The sequence below is a fragment of the Mesobacillus foraminis genome (assembly GCF_004340465.1).
GTDB lineage: Bacteria > Bacillota > Bacilli > Bacillales > Cytobacillaceae > Mesobacillus_B > Mesobacillus_B foraminis.
Genome location: NZ_SLVV01000013.1, coordinates 42,873 through 64,054, shown reverse-complemented (window position 1 = coordinate 64,054; position 21,182 = coordinate 42,873). Strand labels below are relative to the sequence as shown.

The 21,182-nt window shown below is 38.2% G+C and carries 15 protein-coding genes and 3 pseudogenes; 16 read left to right on the top strand and 2 right to left on the bottom strand.

All coding sequences use genetic code 11. From position 1 onward, the window contains the following. Positions 1-844: 844 nt before the first annotated feature. The gene (locus EV146_RS21945; RefSeq protein ID WP_199232704.1) at positions 845-3,976 is read left to right on the top strand and encodes an alpha-L-rhamnosidase; all 3,132 of its coding nucleotides are present in this window, start codon (positions 845-847) and stop codon (positions 3,974-3,976) included. Between the two features lie 183 nt (positions 3,977-4,159). Here the strand turns inward: EV146_RS21945 and EV146_RS21940 are convergent. Then, positions 4,160-4,778 (bottom strand): annotated as a pseudogene (locus EV146_RS21940) (LysR family transcriptional regulator); the annotation flags it as partial. A 117-nt stretch (positions 4,779-4,895) separates the two neighbouring features. Between EV146_RS21940 and EV146_RS21935 the strand changes: the two are divergent. The 7 genes and pseudogenes from EV146_RS21935 (at position 4,896) to EV146_RS21905 (ending at position 10,300) form a co-directional block, all read left to right on the top strand. After that, positions 4,896-6,014 carry an alpha/beta hydrolase gene (locus EV146_RS21935; protein WP_132010776.1) on the top strand — a complete coding sequence of 373 codons (1,119 nt, stop codon included), beginning with the start codon at positions 4,896-4,898 and terminating at the stop codon, positions 6,012-6,014. Between the two features lie 245 nt (positions 6,015-6,259). Continuing rightward, a pseudogene (locus EV146_RS21930) lies at positions 6,260-6,439 on the top strand (PQQ-dependent sugar dehydrogenase); the annotation flags it as partial. An 83-nt stretch (positions 6,440-6,522) separates the two neighbouring features. Continuing rightward, entirely contained in the window at positions 6,523-7,101 is a 579-nt protein-coding gene (locus EV146_RS21925) for a DapH/DapD/GlmU-related protein (RefSeq protein WP_132010774.1), read from the top strand. A 92-nt stretch (positions 7,102-7,193) separates the two neighbouring features. Continuing rightward, complete coding sequence (locus EV146_RS21920; RefSeq protein ID WP_199232703.1) at positions 7,194-7,712, top strand: cyclophilin-like fold protein; 519 nt, start codon at positions 7,194-7,196, stop codon at positions 7,710-7,712. 420 nt (positions 7,713-8,132) lie between these two features. Next, positions 8,133-8,894 carry a cytochrome P460 family protein gene (locus EV146_RS21915; protein WP_132010772.1) on the top strand — a complete coding sequence of 254 codons (762 nt, stop codon included), beginning with the start codon at positions 8,133-8,135 and terminating at the stop codon, positions 8,892-8,894. An 85-nt stretch (positions 8,895-8,979) separates the two neighbouring features. Continuing rightward, entirely contained in the window at positions 8,980-9,675 is a 696-nt protein-coding gene (locus EV146_RS21910) for a DUF4405 domain-containing protein (protein ID WP_132010770.1), read from the top strand. A gap of 176 nt (positions 9,676-9,851) precedes the next feature. After that, positions 9,852-10,300, top strand: a pseudogene (locus EV146_RS21905) (cyclophilin-like fold protein). Positions 10,301-10,685: 385 nt separating this feature from the next. Here EV146_RS21905 and EV146_RS21900 read toward each other — a convergent pair. Next, complete coding sequence (locus EV146_RS21900) at positions 10,686-11,234, bottom strand: TetR/AcrR family transcriptional regulator (protein WP_132010768.1); 549 nt, start codon at positions 11,232-11,234, stop codon at positions 10,686-10,688. A gap of 337 nt (positions 11,235-11,571) precedes the next feature. Between EV146_RS21900 and EV146_RS21895 the strand changes: the two genes are divergently transcribed. From EV146_RS21895 to EV146_RS21860, 8 genes are all read left to right on the top strand, one after another. Continuing rightward, entirely contained in the window at positions 11,572-12,435 is an 864-nt protein-coding gene (locus EV146_RS21895; RefSeq protein WP_132010766.1) for an aldo/keto reductase, read from the top strand. Between the two features lie 81 nt (positions 12,436-12,516). Continuing rightward, complete coding sequence (locus EV146_RS21890; protein ID WP_132010764.1) at positions 12,517-12,924, top strand: cupin domain-containing protein; 408 nt, start codon at positions 12,517-12,519, stop codon at positions 12,922-12,924. A 648-nt stretch (positions 12,925-13,572) separates the two neighbouring features. Next, on the top strand, positions 13,573-14,754 hold the full coding sequence (locus EV146_RS28330; protein WP_132010762.1) for a (R)-mandelonitrile lyase: 1,182 nt from the start codon (positions 13,573-13,575) through the stop codon (positions 14,752-14,754). 647 nt (positions 14,755-15,401) lie between these two features. Further along, positions 15,402-16,106 carry a FadR/GntR family transcriptional regulator gene (locus tag EV146_RS21880; RefSeq protein WP_132010760.1) on the top strand — a complete coding sequence of 235 codons (705 nt, stop codon included), beginning with the start codon at positions 15,402-15,404 and terminating at the stop codon, positions 16,104-16,106. Between the two features lie 104 nt (positions 16,107-16,210). Further along, complete coding sequence (locus tag EV146_RS21875) at positions 16,211-17,464, top strand: enolase C-terminal domain-like protein (protein WP_132010757.1); 1,254 nt, start codon at positions 16,211-16,213, stop codon at positions 17,462-17,464. A 187-nt stretch (positions 17,465-17,651) separates the two neighbouring features. After that, positions 17,652-18,662: a zinc-dependent alcohol dehydrogenase gene (locus EV146_RS21870; protein ID WP_132010755.1), complete on the top strand. Its 1,011-nt coding sequence runs from the start codon at positions 17,652-17,654 to the stop codon at positions 18,660-18,662. 12 nt (positions 18,663-18,674) lie between these two features. Next, positions 18,675-19,430 (top strand): 2-dehydro-3-deoxy-D-gluconate 5-dehydrogenase KduD, encoded by a 756-nt coding sequence (kduD, locus tag EV146_RS21865; protein WP_132010948.1) that lies wholly within the window; start codon positions 18,675-18,677, stop codon positions 19,428-19,430. 53 nt (positions 19,431-19,483) lie between these two features. Continuing rightward, entirely contained in the window at positions 19,484-20,851 is a 1,368-nt protein-coding gene (locus tag EV146_RS21860; protein ID WP_132010753.1) for an MFS transporter, read from the top strand. Positions 20,852-21,182 lie beyond the last annotated feature (331 nt).

The window sequence follows — 21,182 nt, the reverse complement described above, 5'->3', positions numbered from 1 at the left end:
GCCTTAATATATATAGGTATAGTGGAATAAAGGTAAATGCTCATATTTTTGCTCAAAGTAAACAAAAAATGCTTTTCTTTTTTCACAATAACCAACTTTTAGAGAAGGTTTTTTATCAGCTTACTAAACATGTTTGGCTCACATTTGGCTGCTGCCAAATCAGTAAATTATTCAAAAGACAGCATGGGGAAACCCCTTCAAAGTACAAAGAGAAATAATATTGGAACAAAGATAGCTCCCTTTTCCGGGAGTTTTTTTATTTTTTATAAATATCAGAAAATAGACCCCCTAAACCGAAAATCATCTCCTACACGTAAGCCAAAAGTTTGATTATGATAAATGAAAGCGGATTCAAAATACTGTTACGGTATAAATAAAATGACTGGTTACTGAAATCACAACATGTTAGGAGTGATAGCATCAGAATTTGTACTGAACTTAGAGGCATCACCAGGGAATTCCCTGTGTATCTATCAGGAAATCAACTACAACGGAAACGTTAGTTTTATTTCGGCAAATTTTTCAGTACATTCCGATTTTCACTTTAATTATTTTGTAACAGTCTCTTTGGCTGATTGTATAAAGGATTAAATAGAAGGGAGGCATTAAGTAAACAAATTTATAGATTAAGACTAAAGGGAGGAAAACCAGTAGTGAAAGAATCAAAGCAAAAATTATGTAAGACCCTGCTAGCGGAGAATTTAGGAGTTAGTTTAAGTTCGGCCAGTTACGAAACTGGTTTTTCTGATATTTAAAAGAAGGGGGTAATGCAAATTAAACTACTAATTTTGTAGATTAAACTATTAAGAAATGCCAAAAGGAATCGTTTTAATAGGAGGAGACTATGAAAAACAGTAAAGTAAGAGTTTCAAAGCGATTTGCAATTAATGTTACCATGGCTATGACTTTACTAATTCCTGGGGTGGTTAGTACTAGTGTTCCGGTCCGAGCAGTCGAATCTGGTGTATCGGCAACCGAAACTATTGAAACAAAGGTAGTAGATTTAAAAGTGGAGTATAGAAGCAACCCACTCGGAATTGATTCTGAAAAACCCCGTTTCAGTTGGGAGATGGTTTCAAATCAACGCGGACAAAAACAAACCGCCTATCAACTGCTTGTTGCAACCAGCCCGGAAAAGCTTACAGCAAATGCAGCGGATGTATGGAATAGCGGAAAAGTCGAGTCTGATCAATCTGTAGCGGTAGAATACGGTGGTAAAGCCTTTACTTCTTCCACTCGTTATTATTGGAAAGTTATTATCTGGGATAAAGATGGTAATAAACTGGAGACAGATTCTACTTATTTTGAAACCGGCTTGTTGAGTACAGACGGAGTCGAAGGATGGGATGGCGCTAAATGGATTTCCTTAGATAGCACGGAAAAGAAAGGCGCTCCTATGTTACGTAAAGAAACTCCATTAAAGGGTGAAGTAAAGAGTGCTCGTTTATATGTTTCTTCATTAGGTGTTTTTGATGCCTATATTAACGGGGAAAAATTAGGTATTGCTAATGAAGATGGCAGTAAAACTTACGAGTTACTAGCACCCGGTTGGACTGCTTACCATAAGAATATTAATTATATGACCTATGATGTAACGAGTTATTTACAAGGCAAAAATAGTGCCACTTTGGCTGCTGTATTAGGAAATGGCTGGTACAACAGTAGGATATCTAGCAGTGCAGAATACTATAGTTCAACAGGGAATGATCTTGCATTGCTAGCAAAAATGCTAATCACTTACAAGGATGGTTCCACCGAGACGATTGTCACCGATACTACTTCCGGCTGGAAGGCTTCTAATGACAGTCCTTATGTAGCTAATGATATCTATGATGGAGAAAGCTATGATGCAACCAAGGAAATTTCAAACTGGAATAAGAGTGGTTTTGATGACTCCAACTGGAAAGGCGTAAAAGAACACTTTTATAAACAAAAATACCCAGCTGCAACCGTCACTTCTTATAACGGAAAAACGGCTCAAATTGTTGATAACCTAGATCAAAAACCGATCTCAGTCACAACCGCCACAGGCGTGATTAATCAAGAATCAAGCAAAAACGGCAAAGGCGAAATCCAAATAGACTCTTCAAGAACCAATAATGACCGTAATACAGCAAAAGATTATAAGGTGAAAGTTTCCGCTGGTGATACTGTCATTTATGACCTTGGTCAAAACATGGTTGGTGTGCCTAATATTACTGTAAAGGGAGAACCCGGCACACAGATTAAATTAAGGTTCGCAGAAATGCTGAATGATGACAGCCAGAATGCAGACGGTCCAAAAGGGTCGATCTATCAGGCAAATCTTCGATCAGCAAAGGCTTCCGCTTCCTATACCTTGAAAGGAAGTGAAGAAGGAGAGACCTATCAGACTTCCCTATCATTCTTTGGTTTCAGATATGTAGAGGTAAGCGTAGTAACGCCAGGCGCTTCTGTCGAAGTCCAGAACATAACAGGTAAAGTTGCGACATCTGCAGTGGATGTAACTGGTGAAATTGAGACATCAAACGAAGATGTCAACCAACTTATTAGCAACATCGAATGGGGTCAACGGGGCAACTATCTATGGATACCTACTGACTGTCCTCAAAGGGATGAGCGTGCTGGTTGGCTAGGGGATGCACAATTATTTGCGAAAACGGGCTTCTATAACATGGATACGTATAACTTCATGGAAAACTTTGCCGACAATATTGTAGCTAATCAATATGATAACGGCTCCATTCCAGTAACTATACCACGTACACGGTACAGCAGATCTCAAAATCCAGACTCAGGATGGTCAGATGCAGGAGTAGTTATTCCTTGGACTCATTGGCAAATGACCGGTGATACCACGGTTATAGAAAAGTCATATCAAAGCATGAAGAAGTACATGGATTTGATATACCAAAGAACAGGAGATACTTATAAAGGTCCGGGCAGTTTTTATGGGGATTGGTTATCTTTCCAAAGAGCTAATTTCAACGGAATTTCTGGAGCCAATCATAACTTAATTAGCGATGCTTATTATGCATATGATGCCAAGCTAATGGCTCAAATGGCAAGAGCACTGGGCTATACTCAAGATGCAGAAAAGTACGAGAGATTGTTTGCCAATATTAAGAATGCCTTTATCAAGAACTATATCGTGATGGATCCTACCAATGGACGTCTAACCTTGTTGGCAGGAAACAGAACGGGTGGCGATGGTGAGAATAATGCACAAACTTCATTGTTATGGGCACTGAAGCTGGGACTGTATGATAACGAAGATCAGAAACAACAAATGATTGATTTGCTGGTTAGTAATATCCGTAATGATGAGGAGTATAAGGCAGCTAATCCGACAAGTTCAAGGGTAAACTATGCAGAAAATACTCTTTCCGTTGGGTTCCTAGGAATCAATGTACTAGCACCAGTGTTAAGTGAAAATGGACAGTCTGATTTAGCCTACACATTGCTTTTACAGGATGAGATGCCGTCTTGGTTATACTCAGTTAAAAATGGCGCCACTACAATTTGGGAACGCTGGAACTCCTATTCCAAAGAGGATGGTTTCGGTCCAGCTGGAATGAATTCCTTTAATCACTTTTCATATGGCGCCATTGGTGAATGGATGTACAGTGACATGCTTGGTATTTCTAATGACCCAGCAAATCCTGGATTCAAGCATATCATCCTTAAGCCAACGATTGACAATGATAAGCGGATCACAACTTCAAAGGGTTCCTTTGAGTCATTGTACGGTAAGATTGAGAGTGGCTGGGAAGTTAAAAATGGTACTTTAACATACCAAGCGACTGTACCGGCCAATACGACAGCAACCCTCTATATTCCGACAAACAATGTTAATACGATTAAAGAAGGGAATCAGCCAATTAAAAAGGCGGAAGGTGTTAAGTTTGTAGAATTCAAGGATGGAAAAGCGGTTTATGAGCTTCAATCCGGTAGCTACGACTTCCGCTCTATAATCGCAGGATCCAAACCTCAATAAAAACAAAAAAGTCTGTAGGTAGGAATATCTACAGGCTTTTTCTATTTGTAATAAATTTTATCATTGACTATCTTTACTTTATTTTAAAATATTTTAAATAATACCGAAGAATGACCCCCCATTATCCGAAAGATACCACCTTTTACCTTAATATTAAGAGAAGGGTGGGATGCCAATTCATCTCTGTCCAAACCATCCGGATAGCTCGTTATCGACAGTTGTTTGACGAGAGATTATTAAAGGCTTATCTATTAAATCCGCTGGTTGTATCGATGGTTTATGTGCCAATGGACTATCTTTACGCATTAATACTCCCCAAACATCTTTAGCTGGTAAGTGCATATAATCGTATTTTTGCTTATCTGTTCGATGACGATACCAAAGTCTAACAATCCACTGTCTAACTTATCCGTAATATCATCTGCATTTCCGCTGTATAAATGAAATTGAATTGCTGGATGATCCTTCAGTAAATCCTTTAAGGTTTCGGCAATAAAATGCATTGCTTCTGTTTCACCGCCACCGATATATATTTCTCCGCTTATAATTTCTGCTAGTTGGTTAAAATTAGCTTCTGTTTTATCGACTAATCCCACAACTTCTTTAGCTTTTATTAGTAAGAATCTTCTTCTGTTAAGGTAATTTTTCGATTCCCCCTGATGAATAAAGAGGTGCCTAAATGGCTTCCAAGTCACTTAATTGTCGATAATGTGGGTTGTGATATATGTAAATATTTTGCTGCTGCAGAAATACTTTGTTGATTTGCGACAGCAATAAAGTAACGTAATAATCGAATTTCCATAATGACACCTCCTATGCCTTTTATGTATATGGCGTTATTTGATATAGGTATTTGTTATTTGGATGGTACCATTTTATGATTTTATTGAAAAGAGAAGAAGATAATAGGAGGTATAAAATGAAAAACAAGTTATTGTTTGTAACACTTGGATCCATTACTCTGGTTTTGTTTTTATTTAGCACTATCTTTATATTCGCTTCAGGCGGAAAAAAGGATGCGGCAAATAATCGAGAAGAATATGAAGAAAGCGCAGTTCAAACGGAGACAGTAGGTACCTCAGAATGGGACAAGACTTTTCCGAAGAGCGACTATGTGACTCACGAAAAAGTATCATTCGATAACAGGTTTGGAATTAAATTGGTTGCGGATATGTATATACCTAGTGATATTGAAACCTCAGCTGAATTACCTGCAATCATTGTCGGACATCCGTTCGGTGGCGTGAAGGAACAGACATCCGGCTTGTATGCCCAGGAGATGGCAGAACGGGGATTTATAACAATTGCATTTGACGCCTCCTACAACGGAGAAAGCGGTGGAGAACCGCGTAATATAGCCTCTCCAGAAGCATTTGTTGAAGATTTTAGTGCTGCAGTAGACTATTTAGGGACGCATGATTTGGTGGATCGAGACCGTATTGGTGTCATAGGTGTTTGTGGTAGTGGCGGGTTTACAATCAACGCTGCACAGGCGGACCCTCGATTGAAAGCTGTTGCGACAGTGAGTATGTACGACATGGGTCGCGCCAATCGTGAAGGATTAGGGTTAGCACCTGTAGCGGATGAGGTGATGACTGAGGAAGAATGGCGGGCGGCGCTTGAAGAAGCTGCTGAACAGCGATGGATTGAGGCTGAAGGAGGAGAGCCAATACAAGACTTGGTAGGCTCTGCTGTTGAACTAAAACCTTCACAAGAAGCAGCAGCTGCAGAGTTTGCTGAATACTACGGTACGCCTAGGGGCCAACACCCTCGCTCTATGCCTATGAGCCTTACAAGCAGAGGGGCACTAATGAACTTCTTCCCGTTTGAGCAGATAGAAATGATTAGTCCGCGTCCATTGCTGTTCATTGCAGGTGAAAATGCCCATTCCAGATATTACAGTGAAGACGCTTTTAAGCTAGCTGGCGAAGAAAAAGAACTCTATATTGTACCAGGTGCTGGACACGTGGATTTATACGACAACATGGAGTTAATTCCATTTGACATGCTGGAGTCATTCTTCCAAGAAAATCTCTAGAGAAAACATTAGATTTATATGTAAATAGAGAGCCTTTTTTGTCAATCGTAATCTAAGTTAAAACGTTGTGTGAATCCCGCAAAGCTTGTCGGGATTCACACTTTTAAGTCTAGAATTCCATAAGCGATATAGATTTTAAGAGTGTTGTTAAAGATTCAAATATGATGGAGTTTTTACGCAACGGTAATAAAGTAACATAATAATCAAAGTCTCCATAACAAACCTCCTATGCCTTTTATGTATCGTCTGGAGATATATCTGAACAAAATATGCACAAGATTTCAATTTTAATTTGGTGGAAAAGTTTTAGGATAAATCTTGATGGCTCGAATCCAAGTGATAACCCATTTCCTGATTCTTACGTATATAGTTATGGACACCGAAACTCCCAAGGTATTACTTGGTCGTCTGTCGGTACATTATAATATCATCTTCGTAGAGTAAAAATAGGGAATGATATGGAAGCAAAACGACATCTTAAGAGGTCATATGGATAAGGAGAATGTCAATGGAAATTCATGATTTTTTAGCACACTTGAACCGTGGTGAGACGGTTGAGGGGGGATCAGAAATACATCAAATGATGCATACAGTATCACAGGAAGCCCTGAAAATGATTGCCCAGATCAACGGAAGCTATCATCCCCCTGAAGAAATTCGTAAATTATTTTCTGACTTAATAGGCAGTCCAGTGGATGAGACATTTGCTTTGTTTCCCCCTTTTTATACAGACTGTGGTAAAAATATCAAAGTGGGAAAGCATGTCTTTATCAATTCAGGATGTCGTTTTCAAGATCAGGGCGGCATTACAATTGGCGATGGGGCGCTCATTGGACACAATGTTGTTTTGGCTACCCTTAACCACGACATTAATCCCAACAAACGCAGTACGATGCATCCTGCACCCATAGTGATAGGTAATAATGTCTGGATTGGAGCAAACGCGACAGTTGTACCTGGTGTGACCATTGGTGACGGTGCTATAGTCGCCGCTGGTGCTGTTGTCACCAAGGATGTACCGCCTAACGTTATTGTTGGCGGTGTACCTGCAAAAACTCTTAAAAAAATCGAAAACAGCACGGAGTAATCCTGCTGTTTTCATGTTATCTGCAGATTACGAGGTGATTTGTATTGAATTAAAAGTACTTAAATAATTTTATAAAGAAAGGAATATCGGTAATGAAAAAAGTGCTTTTAATACTATGTATGTTTATTATAAGCTTTGGTCTGACTGCTTGTTCTACTAGTGAAACATATGAAAGAGAAGATATGAATGTAGAGGAAATGCCAAGTAGTGAAACTAACCAAGAAAGGGATGAGGCTGAAATGTCCCCCCCAATAACTATTGAGCTTAACATAACAATAGGCGACGAAGTATTCTTAGCAAGGCTTTATGATAACCAAACAACACATGCACTCATTGAAAAACTCCCCTTAAGCATAGATATGGAGGATCTTCATAGAAATGAAAAGTTCTATTACTTTTCAGATAAACTCCCGACAGAATCTGAGATACCCGGAAATATTAATGCGGGAGATATTATGCTTTATGGGGACAATTGCTTGGTACTGTTCTATGAAAGTATCTCAAGTTCCTATAGCTACACTCGTCTCGGCTATATCGAGGATGTGGAAAGATTTGCTCAAGCAGTAGGCGACGAAGATATACGTATTAGCTTTGATTTAACTGAAGATTGATATGTAGTTTTTGTATGAAGCACGTACTGATTATATTTCTCCATATTAATAGATGTTGGACTTCAGTGCAGAACATAATATTTTTCATAGAATTGAAGGGATATGGCCAATCAAATTGACGAACCATACGAACGAGAATTAGCTTTAGATGAAGTATCGATTCGTTATTGACATTAGCACGATGTGAGTTGTGTAAAACAGGAAGGATGTCTAAAAGCTTAGCTTTTAGGACATCCTTTCTTATTTCACCTTTTTAGAATAGGAAAAAAGGGAAAACATAAAAAACTTTATCAAAATACTTGACCTATAGTTAAGTCTAAATAGTAAGTTTAGTTACATGATTATATGTAGTAGGGATTTATATAGAAGATCAAATATGAAGTAAAGACAATAAAATGAAACTCGGAGGAGAAAAACTGGATGAAAAAACGATTATTTCATTTATTTGCATTACTTATAGCTATCACACTCACAGCTTGCAGCAATGATACTGGTACAGAGAGCATTTCTCAACAAGAAGAGAATTCCTCAGGGGCTAAATCAGGAGAATACGCCGAGATTGGTTCTGGGGCTCATCTTGTTAAATTTCCTGAAGACCTTAAAAAGGGAATTGTGTTTGCCACTTATGATCGAGGAGATATTCATGAAAATATCTATGTAAATAGTAAGGAAGCAATTGAAGCAGTACAGAAAGGAGAGGAGCTTCCGAGCGGCACTGTTATCACTCTCGAAGGATTTCGAGATGGAGAGATTGAGCATTATTTAGTCATGGAGAAGCGTACCGGCTGGGGTTCCCAGTACTCGCCTGAAGAGCGCACTGGGGAATGGGAATTCCAGGCTTTTACTCCTGACAGAGAAGTGATGGAAGATGGCATTGGTGGACCAGCTATTGGACGATGTTATACCTGCCATGCAAATCAGGAAAGGGATCAATATATGAATTCGATGGATCAGATGAAAGAGTTTAATTTAGAAGAGGTTGCACAATCAAAGACCAACGGCACAGAAACCTCAATTGCTGCTATCCATACACAGGACTGGAAGGTAAGTGAGATATCTGCTCATATGAATGATGCTAAGGATGTAAATAAAGAAGAAAGTAATGTAATAGATGGTCAGGATAAAGCGAAAATCATTCAGGACGTTCTCTTGAGGATGTATTTACAGCGATTTGAAAGCTAATGGGTGTGTTGGGATTAAAAGGTATTTGCAGGCCCACTAAGGAAACACCTCCAATAAAAATTAGTATAGAAAAGAGGAAAGTGCGTTGAATCGTAAGATGTTATTCAGACTTGTCAATGACCTTGTTATGACATTACTAATGTTAATTGCAATGGCTTACTATATTACCGGAAATATGGTCCACGAAGTCGTTGGAGTTGTGGTGCTTTTATTATTTATCGTCCATAACTTTTTAAATCGACGCTGGTATAAATCAATTTTTAAGGGAAAGCACAATTTACGGCGGATACTGCAAATAGGAATCAATTTGATTTTTTTGGTAACTATGATTGTGATGATGATAAGTGCTTTGTTAATTTCCAATGAATTATTTCCCTTTATTCCTATAAATAATGACATGATACTGCGGCAAATACATGTACAGACTGCCTATTGGGGGTTTATCATCATGGCAGTACATATAGGTTTATCATGGGAAATCATAATCAATTCAGTACGGAGGATGACAAGAATCACCGGTACTAGCCGTATTCGTACCATTGCGTTGCGTATTTTGGCGGTATTAATTGTTGCCTACGGGGTGCAATCTTCTTTCGAGGGAGAAATGGGTTCTAAGTTATTTATCTACAACCCATTTGGTTGGTTCACTGATAATTCCACTCTCAGGTTTTTAATTGACCACCTATCTATAATGGGAATCTATGTATGTGGGACACATTATACTTTGAAATTTATTCACAAGCAGCAAAAAAGAGAAGAAAAACAGTCTGAAATAGCTTAAAAGAGAAGGATATCCTAGGAAATTTTTGGATAGGTTTCAAAGATAGTTAATAAGATACTTAAATAAATAATTTAGCCTATTATCAGTTTATTAATTTTTCTATTTGTTTTGTATCCAGGAGATGTTTTGATGGGAAAAGAGCTTATTTTGTCACTTATATTCCATTGGCGATTTCAATGTTTCTAACGGCTTGCGGAAGTAATAATAATGCAGAAATAAACAATGTTGATGATACTACAAATAAAAATTCAAATGCTGAACAAATAGAAAATGACCCGGACACGCAGAATAGTGAGGATTCGGCAATTGATAATGAAGGTGTAGCTTTTATGGAAGATGTTAAAGTAAAATTCACATTTAACAACGAGGAAGTTATCGTGAATATATATGATAATCCAACAAGCAGAGATTTTTTATCACAACTGCCGTTAACAATAACTTTAGAAGATTATGCAGGAACTGAAAAAATAAGTTACCTTTCCAAAAAACTTTCTACTGAAGAAGCGCCATCAGGCAGCGACCCTTCGGTTGGGATTTAGCCTATTATGCACCCTGGGGGAATATAGCTATATATTATCAAGATTTCGGGTATTCAAATGAACTTATAAAATTAGGGAAAAATTGAATCTGGACTAGAATAGCTAGAAACGATGAAAGACATTTTACTGTTCACATTGAAAAAGTTAGTAAAAAATTAGGGAAATAACCCATCGAATCAATTGACTCGATGGGTTATTTTTATTGAGTTATAATGCCATTTGTCTATAAATTGTTGGTTAAATCGTGGTATGGTCTTGACTGTCGCAGATCGAGCGCTCTCACTTAGAAAACACGACAGGTCTTACTGAAGCGCTTGGTTCAGGGAGTGTGAAGGTTACATTTTCCGTCAGTGAATAACGTCTGAATGTTCCTGTAAAAGACTCCGTTTTAATATAAATCCTCCGAGATAAAAACCCTAAGTCCTGTATAGAAATGGACTCAGGGTTTGATTCTTTTGAAAGCTTTATGGTTTACTCAAAATTCCTATCTAACAATGCCCCCGTTTGTTCAGCCATGACACGAGCCGGCAAAGGCATACCATTCTTGAACCACCATTCAACTGCCCCAACCACCGCTGATCCAAAAAATTGAAGAATAACTTCTTCATTCAATCCGTGGTTTTGTCCCACTACTACATCACCTTCGGCTTTAAATTCTTCGACGACTAAATTAAGAAAACGACTACGAAAATATGGTGCGCCTTTACTCGCTAACATCGTTGAAAAAAATAAATAATTACGCTCAAAGTATTCGTACCAGACATAATTCCCTTCTTGAAAAGTCATCTCAGATGCAGATTGGCATAGTTCTCGTAGACTTTCTATATGTTCTTCAATCATCTTATCCAGGAGGTCGTATTTATCCGTGTAATGAAGGTAAATGGTTCCTCGATTAACATCTGCTCTGTCAGCAATATCCTGAATGGTAATGTCGTCAAAACTTTTTTCAGCCATCAGTTCAGTTACAGCTTTTTTTATAGCTACTCGGCTTTTGGCTATTCTTCTATCGACTTTTGACATTTAAATTCACCAATCTTTCTAAATAAATACTCAACAAATTCAATTGATTTGTTGAGTAATCAACAAATTGCGTTAATTTAACTATTGAAAGTATGAAGGGCTTTTTTATAATTATAAACAGATGTTGATTAATCAATCAATATTAATTATTAAAGCATCATGTTTAACTAACTTTTGGAATAATAAAAGTTAAATTTACTTCAAGCAGGGGGCTTAGTAAACGCTGGAGAGTCAAGTACCCTATATTCATTTGAGGAAATTCCTAATGAGAAATGGAAAAACCAAGTATATAAAACAAGGTCTACAAAAAATATAACGATGCAAAGGAGACAAAAACATGTTTAACGAAACTTACAAATTTTTAAATGGAGTAGAAATTCCAACATTAGGTCTTGGTACCTGGCTGCTTGACGATGCACAGGCAGCACAGGCAGTCCGTGATGCGATATCTATCGGATATCGCCATATTGATACTGCTCAGGCTTATATGAATGAAGCTGGTGTAGGCGAAGGTATCCGTTCCTGTGGTCTCGCAAGAGAACAACTTTTCATTACGACCAAGGTTGCTGCAGAAGCAAAGACCTATGATGCAGTTACGCAGTCCATTGACGAGTCTTTAGCAAAGATGGGACTGGATTACATTGATCTTCTCATTATCCACAGCCCACAGCCTTGGGTGGAGTTCCGTGAGGATAACCGTTACTTTGAAGAGAACAAAGAAGTATGGAAAGCAATGGAGGATGCTTATAAGACAGGCAAGGTAAAGGCAATCGGTCTTTCTAACTTCCTTGAGGATGATATAGAGAATATTCTTGCAAGCTGTGAGATTAAGCCTATGGTAAATCAGATATTGGCACATGTGAGCAATACTCCTTTTGAACTAATTGAATTCTGCCAAAAGAATGACATCCTAGTAGAGGCATATTCACCTATTGCACACGGGGCAGTTCTTGATAATGCAGAGGTTAAGGTAATAGCTGATAAGTATGGAGTATCTGTTGCTCAGCTTTGCCTCCGTTATGATATCCAGCTTGGTCTTGTTGTAATTCCTAAGACGGCTAATCCAGATCACATGAGAAACAATGCAGAACTCGATTTTGTTATCAGCGATGCAGATATGGAAGCTTTAAAGAATGTAGAGCCAATCCAGAATTATGGGGAGCATAGCTTCTTCCCGGTATTTGGCGGGAAATTAAAGTAAACAAGTAATGCATGGGACTTTTTATAGCAATTGATCAGCCAGAAGATACAAATATTAATGATAGTTATTGGAGGAACCAAAATGGCGAAACATGAAGAAGTTAAAGAGGGCGTTATTTTCCCCGTAGGCGAAAAAAATCCTTTTTCACAATTCTTTGTGGGACAAAGTTATCTTAAAGGATTAGTTTCTGATCCTAATGTGAGTGTTGGTGTCGGGAATGTGACTTTTGAACCGGGTTGCCGAAATAATTGGCATATCCATCGTGATGGATTTCAAATACTATTAGTAACCGGTGGAGAAGGTTGGTACCAAGAAGAAGGAAAACCTGCTCAATTCTTAAAAGCTGGTGATGTTATAGTCACTCACGATGGAGTTAAACATTGGCATGGCGCTGCAAAAGATAGCTGGTTCGTACACATTGCAATCACTGCTGGTACGCCTGAATGGCTGGAACCAGTATCAGATGAGGCATATAACAAAGTAAGATAATAGTTGAAGTTGAGAATAGCCCTGTTATGTTAATCGTATCAGGGCTATTTTAATATCACTTATAAGCATAGTGAGGAGCAACAACTTTTGGAAAGACGAAATATCATATGCCACATGCTGTTTCCGTAGTTTTTCATTGCCGTGTTTACTTATTTTTCGGGATGAATCATGAATAATGTGTTTCGTTAGTAGAATTCCAAAAACAGGGAGAGCATTTACTTGTATTTAAGGTCTAAAATTATAAATCCATTAACAAACAAAAGTCTGTTACTCTTTGGGAATCTTAACAAAGAATAACAGGCTTTTTCCAATGTATGACATATATACCGAATTTTATTAATAAATAAACACTTTGGAATGTTTTGTTCAATAATGAACAAATAGCGTTGATTTAACCATTGTAAGCATCGTGATGAACTCTCTATAATAATAAACAGTTGTTCGTTAATCAATTAATAGTTATTTATTTGAAAAATCAGACTGGTAAAGGTGGTTGTATGAAAGGGGGATTCAAAACAAAATTTTCACCCTACAAGTATGAAAAAAATCGTTAAAGTACTTTGATTAATTCGACCTTAAGGAAATCTGCACTCTGGATTAGGCGGATGCCCTGCAAAGAGAGAGAAATATATTAAAAAGGAGATAAAGATGAAAAAAATACTTACAGTACTGTTTTTGTCACTTTCCCTGTTCGTTTCAGGAAGTGGTTTTGTTGGGCAGACAATTGCCGCTGAAGGAAACGAAAATTCAATGACCATCATTCGAAGTGGTTCGCAGGATTCCTATAAGGGACCCGCAGAATATTTTACGGGGAATGTACGCGTTGAACCTTTATTCTCTGAAAACGATTCGCAACCTTATTCTGGTGCTTATGTTACATTCCAGCCAGGAGCCCGAACTGCATGGCACAGCCATCCGACAGGGCAGAGATTAATCATCACAGAAGGTGTTGGATGGGTACAAGAATGGGGCGGACCGATTGAGGAGGTTCACGAAGGCGATGTGGTCTGGTTTCCACCTGGTGTTAAACATTGGCATGGAGCTTCACCAACTAAAGCTATGACACATATCGCTCTCACAGGAGTTGAAGATGGCAAAAATGCAGAATGGATGGAGAAGGTCACTGACGAGCAATACGGTATAGAAAATGAAAAAAAGAAAGATGAAAAACAAAAGGATAAAAAACAGAAAGATGAAGTACTAGCCCTAAACGCTAAACAACAAAATATAGTTACCATTGCGGCATTTACAGCCAATGGCGATTTGTCACAATTAAAAACGGCACTCAATAAAGGTTTAGATGCAGGTTTGACTGTCAATGAGATCAAGGAAGTGCTCGTTCAGATGTATGCCTATGCGGGATTCCCTCGAAGCCTAAATGGTATCAACACTTTTATGGAAGTTATTGAAGAACGGCAAGCGAATGGTATTAAGGACGAGATAGGTAAGGAAGCAAGCCCGCTGCCTACCGACAAAAGTAGTATCGAACTTGGAACGGAAATTCAGACAAGCCTAGTCGGAGCACCGGTTACAGGACCGACATATACCTTTGCGCCAGTGATAGATCAGTTTCTAAAAGGACACCTGTTCGGAGACATCTTCGGACGAGACCTCTTGGATTATCAGAGCAGAGAACTCGCAACCATTTCAGCTTTGGCAAACATAGAGGGTGTCAACTCTCAACTGCAAGCTCACTTTAACATTGGTTTTAATACCGGGTTGACAGAGGATCAAATGAGAAGTCTGGTATCCGTTCTTGATGCAGAAGTTGGCAAGAAAGAAGCCAAAAATGCTGACGAGGTATTAGGTCAGGTTTTGAGCAACAGGTAAGTATAAGTTAGCTTTAAAACATTTTGACATTTTCTTGCCTGCTTTCGTGGTAAAACCGGAATTAGCTCCACAACTCTTTGCAGGGTATCCGCCAAATCCAGAGTAGTGACCCATGCAAAAAAATGGAGAAAAAATATATAAACTTCATAGGAAAAAAATAAAACAATAGGTTTTGACCGTTAATAAAAATTTTAATATCTACTAATACATATATCTTTTAATTGAAAATAGGCATTAAGATTTTTTTTACGGTATAGTGACGCAAGAAGGGCGTATTACAGAGTAGTAAGCATGAAGTTTAACAAGGTTTCTAGTTTAAATTTGTTATCATTAAAAAAAAACGCCTTAAGGGCGTTTTTTTAATGATAGGGTCGCAACAAGTTTTATTTAGAAAAAAGTAAGGATAGCTGATTAATATGAGCAGTAGTTTAGTACCTTGAAAGATACTGGATGAAAAAATAAGGTTTAATACATTTCATCATCATTATTGTTAATAATATTATTATTAAATATATTTATATATTTATTTATTCAGTAAAAGTTCCTTCTGAAATTTCAAGAATATTTATGAAAGCATTTACACCGATGAAACTTCATGGTAATATAAGTTCATAACTTGTAGGACATGTTACAAGAGAGGGAAAAGAATGGGACTTAACTCCATTGACAAACAAAATATAGTTAATTCGGTTTATGAACAATTAAAAGAACATATCGCAAATGGTGCTTGGCCACCAGGAAGTAAAATTCCTTCCGAAACGCAATTACAGAAAATGTTTAATGTGAGCCGTGTTAGTATTAGGAGTGCCATACAGCGGTTAAGGGATTTAGGAATTGTCGTTACCTATCACGGAAAGGGAACTTTTGTATCGGACGATATTACTGGGAAAAGCATCAATGATTTTGTTCCGATTATGCATCTTAGCGAGGAAGAATTTTTAGACATGATGGAATTTCGTCAAACCATCGAATTTAAATGTTTAGATTTAGCCGTAAAGAATGCAACAAAAGAAGATCTTGAAGAAATTGAAAAGACTCTGAATGATATGTTCCGAAACAGAGATGATTACAAGAAGTATTCCGAATTGGATTTTAATTTTCATCTAGCTATTGCCAAGGCATCAAAAAACAAAGTTTTTTACAGAGTCATGCATTCTATTCGGGATTTCTACTATTATTATTTAGAAGAATTAAACCGAGTGATAGGGATAACTTTAGATAGTATTGAAGTGCATTTACAGATATTCCGAGCCGTTCAAAATAGAGATGCTGAGGCTGCAAAAAATAGTCTTAGTAAATCGATGGAAAATAACACTGAAATCATTAAGAAAATCAAGGATTCAAGAAAATAATTTACCTCTTAACTGGAAGAGGTAATTATTTTACAAAATAAACTTGTAGGACAACTAATGAGTTGGCCGAGTTAAATCTTTTAAAATTAGAAAGGAGCAAACAAATGAACCACCTAGAGATTCGTGATGTAAAAGTAATTTTAACTGCACCTGGAGGAATCGATTTAGTCGTTGTCAAGGTTGAAACAAATGAACCAGAATTATATGGTTTAGGATGCGCAACCTTTACTCAACGAATACTCCCTGTAAAATCTGCAGTTGAGGATTATCTTAAACCTTTTCTTATCGGGAAAGACCCTAGAAGAATCGAGGATATATGGCAGTCTGCGAATGTAAGCGGATACTGGAGAAATGGCCCGGTTATGAATAATGCTTTATCTGGGGTTGACATGGCACTTTGGGACATTAAAGGGAAGCTAGCTAACCTACCGGTATATGAATTATTAGGTGGTAAATGTAGGGATGGGATCCCGCTCTATCGTCATGCAGACGGTGCCGATGAAGTAGCCGTGGAGGAAAATATCTTAGCCCTTATGGAAGAAGGCTATCAGTATGCTCGTTGTCAAATGGGTATGTACGGTGGAAGTGGTACTACTGATACGAGATTAATCGCAACACTTTATGAGAAATCTAACAAAATTGTTCCTAAACGTTCTCCTAAAATTTCATTAGCCGGATGCTATTTTGATCCGGAGGCATATGCAAAGAGTATAGATAAATTATTTGATCATCTGCGCTCTAAGATTGGATACAATATGGAATTCATCCATGATATCCACGAAAGACTCCCGGCAATTGAAGCTGTTAGATTAGCAAAAAAACTGGAACCTTATCATCTCTTTTTCCTGGAGGATCCTGTTGCACCTGAAAACATTGAATGGCTGAAAATGATAAGACAACAGACATCTACACCAATCGGGATGGGTGAATTGTTCACGAATGTGAATGAGTGGAAAAGTTTAATCGTTAATCAACAAATTGATTTTATTCGATGCCATGTTAGTTCAATTGGCGGCATTACACCAGCTAAGAAACTTGCCACCTTTAGTGAATTATACGGGATACGTACTGCTTGGCACGGACCTGGTGATATTTCACCTGTAGGAGTCGCAGCAAACCTTCATTTAGATTTAAGTACACCTAATTTGGGCATTCAAGAATGGACGCCTTTCAATGATGCGTTAGAGGAAGTTTTTCCAGGTTGTCCACAAGTTGAAAATGGATTTGCCTATGTAAATGAAAAACCTGGATTAGGGATAGAAATTGACGAAGAAAAAGCAAAGAAATTCCCTGTTGTAGGTGGAATACCATCTTGGACTTTAGCTCGTATACCAGATGGAACTGCAGTAAGACCATAAAAGCACTAACTTAGATACCCAATAGGTCCACCTGTATCAAGATTTATTGGATTTATAGTCCCCGTTAAAATGAGAACATTGTCATCTGAAAAGGCGAATTTTTTACGAAGATGGTTATCTTCTAAAAAATCATCGATTTTAACATTTTATATTTAGTCTATTAATGGATAAATAGGAGTGAGTTTTAGTGAAAATAGGAACTTATGTAGCACCTCTGCAGGTAGAAATGACGGAAAGAGAAAGACCAACTCCGAAGGACGGGGAAGCCTTAATTAAGGTATCGTATGCAGGAATATGTGGAACGGATATGATGATTTACCATGGTTTGCATCCGCGAGCAAAAGCTCCACTGATATTAGGACATGAGTTTAGCGGTGTTGTGGAGGAAGTGGCGGGAAATGAACATATCAAAATAGGGGAAAAGGTAGCCGTTGAGCCTCTCTTAAGCTGTGGAGCGTGTGCAGCCTGCCGAAATGGACAAATGCATGTTTGTGAAAAATTGAGATACATAGGTATCGATAAAGATGGTGGTTTTGCAGAGTATACTACTATTCCTATTAACAGGCTAAGGGTACTGCCGGATGGAGTTACAGAGAAAGAAGCTGCCTTGCTTGAACCTTTGGCTGTTGCTATACATACCGTTAGACGTTCAAATATGAAAGTCGGGGATACAATCGCTATTCTGGGTGCTGGACCCATTGGTTTGTTAATTGCCCTAATAGCGGACCGAGCAGGAGCAGGGAAGATGTTCATTTCTGATGTAAGTACGATGCGTCTAAAAGTGGCAAAAGAGATGGGCTATGAAGCGATAGATGCAAAAAATATGGACATCGTCCAGGTAGTGAAAGATTCAACAAATGGTGTAGGTGCAGATGTGGTGTTTGAAGTAGCTGGAAATCAGATTACAGCCAATCAAATGATAGATTGTATCAGATTCCAAGGTGAAATCACCGTTGTCAGTGTCTACAAAAAGCCCCCTACTATTAATCTGGCAAACATGCATTTTCGAGAAATTTCACTAAAGACAACACGATGCTATAGTCCAGAAGACTTTACAAAAGCAATTAAGTTACTTGAACAGAATAAATTGGACCTTAATCCACTAGTCTCTCATGTTCTCCCATTAGAGGATATTAAAAAAGGCTTTGAATTAATGGAAAAACCAGACGAATCATTAAAAATCTTATTTCGACCTTAAGGAGTGGTTATGATGACTCAAACGTTTGATTTAACAGGGAAAGTAGCCGTAGTTTCTGGAGGAACACGCGGGATTGGTCAAGGAATTGCATTAGGTCTCGCAGAAGCAGGGGCAGATATTGTACTTTTGCAACGTTCAGAGGATACTTCCACACAAGAAAAGATTCTATCATTAGGCGTGCGTTGTGAAATTATTCAGTGTGATCTTATGAATCTTGATGAAGTGAAACAAGCAATCCCAAAAGCCATTGAGGCAATGGGTTCAGTTGATATCCTCGTAAATAACGCTGGCATACAAAGAAGGTCCCCAGCAGTGGATTTCTCTGAACAGGATTGGGACGACGTTTTAAATGTCAACTTGAAAGCGGTTTGGATCCTTTGCCAGCAAGCCGGAAGACATATGGTTGAGAAAAAGAGAGGGAAAATTATTAATATCGCATCACTTGTTTCGTTTCAAGGTGGGCTGTATGTCCCAGCTTATGCTTCAGCAAAAGGGGCTGTGGGGCAACTTACAAAAGCACTTGCAAATGAGTGGTCATCACAAGGTGTAAATGTGAATGCCATTGTTCCTGGTTATATTGCGACCGAAATGAATACTGCCTTGATCAATGATCCTGTACGGAGTAGGCAAATCATAGAAAGAATACCTGCTGGGCGATGGGGGAACCCAGAAGACTTCAAAGGGCCGGCTGTATTCCTAGCATCAGATGCTTCCGATTATGTGCATGGCCATTTACTTGCTGTTGATGGCGGGTGGTTAGGGCGTTAATCAAAACGCCTTAACATCTCCAATTTCAAAAGTCTAAAAAGGGGGAGAATGGGATGAGTTTAGGAAGTAATATTCAATCTATAAAAGATTCTATTCCAGTACCAGCTGTGAGAAAAACTAATGTTCGCTGGATGATTGTAGCCATGTGTTTTTTGGTAACCACAATTAACTACGCAGATCGGGCAACTATCTCTATTGCAGCCTCACCTTTGCAAAGTGATTTAGGGATTAATGCTGTAACAATGGGTTATATTTTCTCTGCTTTTAGTTGGGCTTACGCTCTCGGTCAAATTCCAGGTGGATGGATTTTAGATAAGTTTGGAACAAAGAAAGTTCTATTCTGGAGTCTATTTCTTTGGTCTACCTTCACCTTATTACAAGGATTTATCGGCTTTTTTAATGCGGGTACAGCTATTGTCATGCTATTTATCCTTAGATTCATTGTAGGTTTAACTGAAGCTCCTTCGTTTCCTGGAAATAGTCAAGTAGCTGCATCTTGGTTCCCTGATAATGAACGTGCAACAGCATCAGCTATTTTTAGTGCCTCAGCGTTCCTTGCTATCATTATTTTCAACCCATTTATGTCTTGGATTACACAATCATTGGGCTGGGAATATGTCTTTATTATCATGGGTGCATTAGGATTAATCATTTCTTTTGTTTGGTTAAAGGTTATCCATAACCCCAAAGACCATCCTAAAGTCAACCAAGCTGAACTTCATTATATAGAGCAGGGTGGCGGCATATTAGAAATGATGGATAAGGGTGCCAATAAGGATACAAGTGGCATTAACTGGTCTCATATTAAACAGCTACTTAAAAGCCGTATGCTTGTAGGAGTATATATCGGTCAGTATTGTATTTCCACACTTACGTATTTCTTTATGACCTGGTTCCCTGTCTATCTGGTTCAAGAGCGTGGTATGTCTATCCTTGAAGCTGGTTTTGTAGCGACATTACCTGGACTAAGTGGGTTTTTAGGTGGAATTTTAGGCGGTGTGTATTCTGATTATTTATTGAAAAAAGGAAAATCTCTTACTTTTGCCCGTAAAACTCCTATTATTATCGGTATGATCCTTTCAGCTAGTATGATTATATGTAATTATACCGATGCAGAATGGCTTGTTGTTGGGATTATGGCTTTAGCTTTCTTTGGTAAAGGATTCGGGCAATTAGGCTGGGCTGTCATGGCTGACTGTTCCCCAAAAGAAATTGGGGGGATAAGCGGCGGTTTATTTAACACTTTTGGAAATATTTCAGGTATCACTACACCTATTATTATAGGTTATATCATTGCTGCAACAGGTTCCTATAATGGTGCTTTAGTTTTCGTAGGAATTAATGCGATTGTTGCTATGGTTAGTTACCTATTTATCGTTGGTGAAATTAAACGTGTTGAATTAAGCAATCCTTCTATTTAAAAGTAATTCCACTCGGAAGCCCTCTTTTGAAAGGGTTATCATTTAGTTAGTGTAAGATTATAATCTTTTATTGAAAAGCCTATTCGACTAAAATCCGAATAGGCTTTTCAAATTAACGACTAATAAATTATTGGACGGAAGCTAGAATAAAGAATTGTACCATTTGGTGAAATCATCGTCCTAATCCCCGGAAACAGGGATAAAGCCTTTTAGAGCTAACTAGACAAAAATGTACTAAGGACCGGTCCGAAACAGTTTTATAAGAGAAATCAGCGAAAGAAAGGCCCTTTGTGGGGAGAGCACGACGAAGTTAATCCATCTCTTTTAGGAC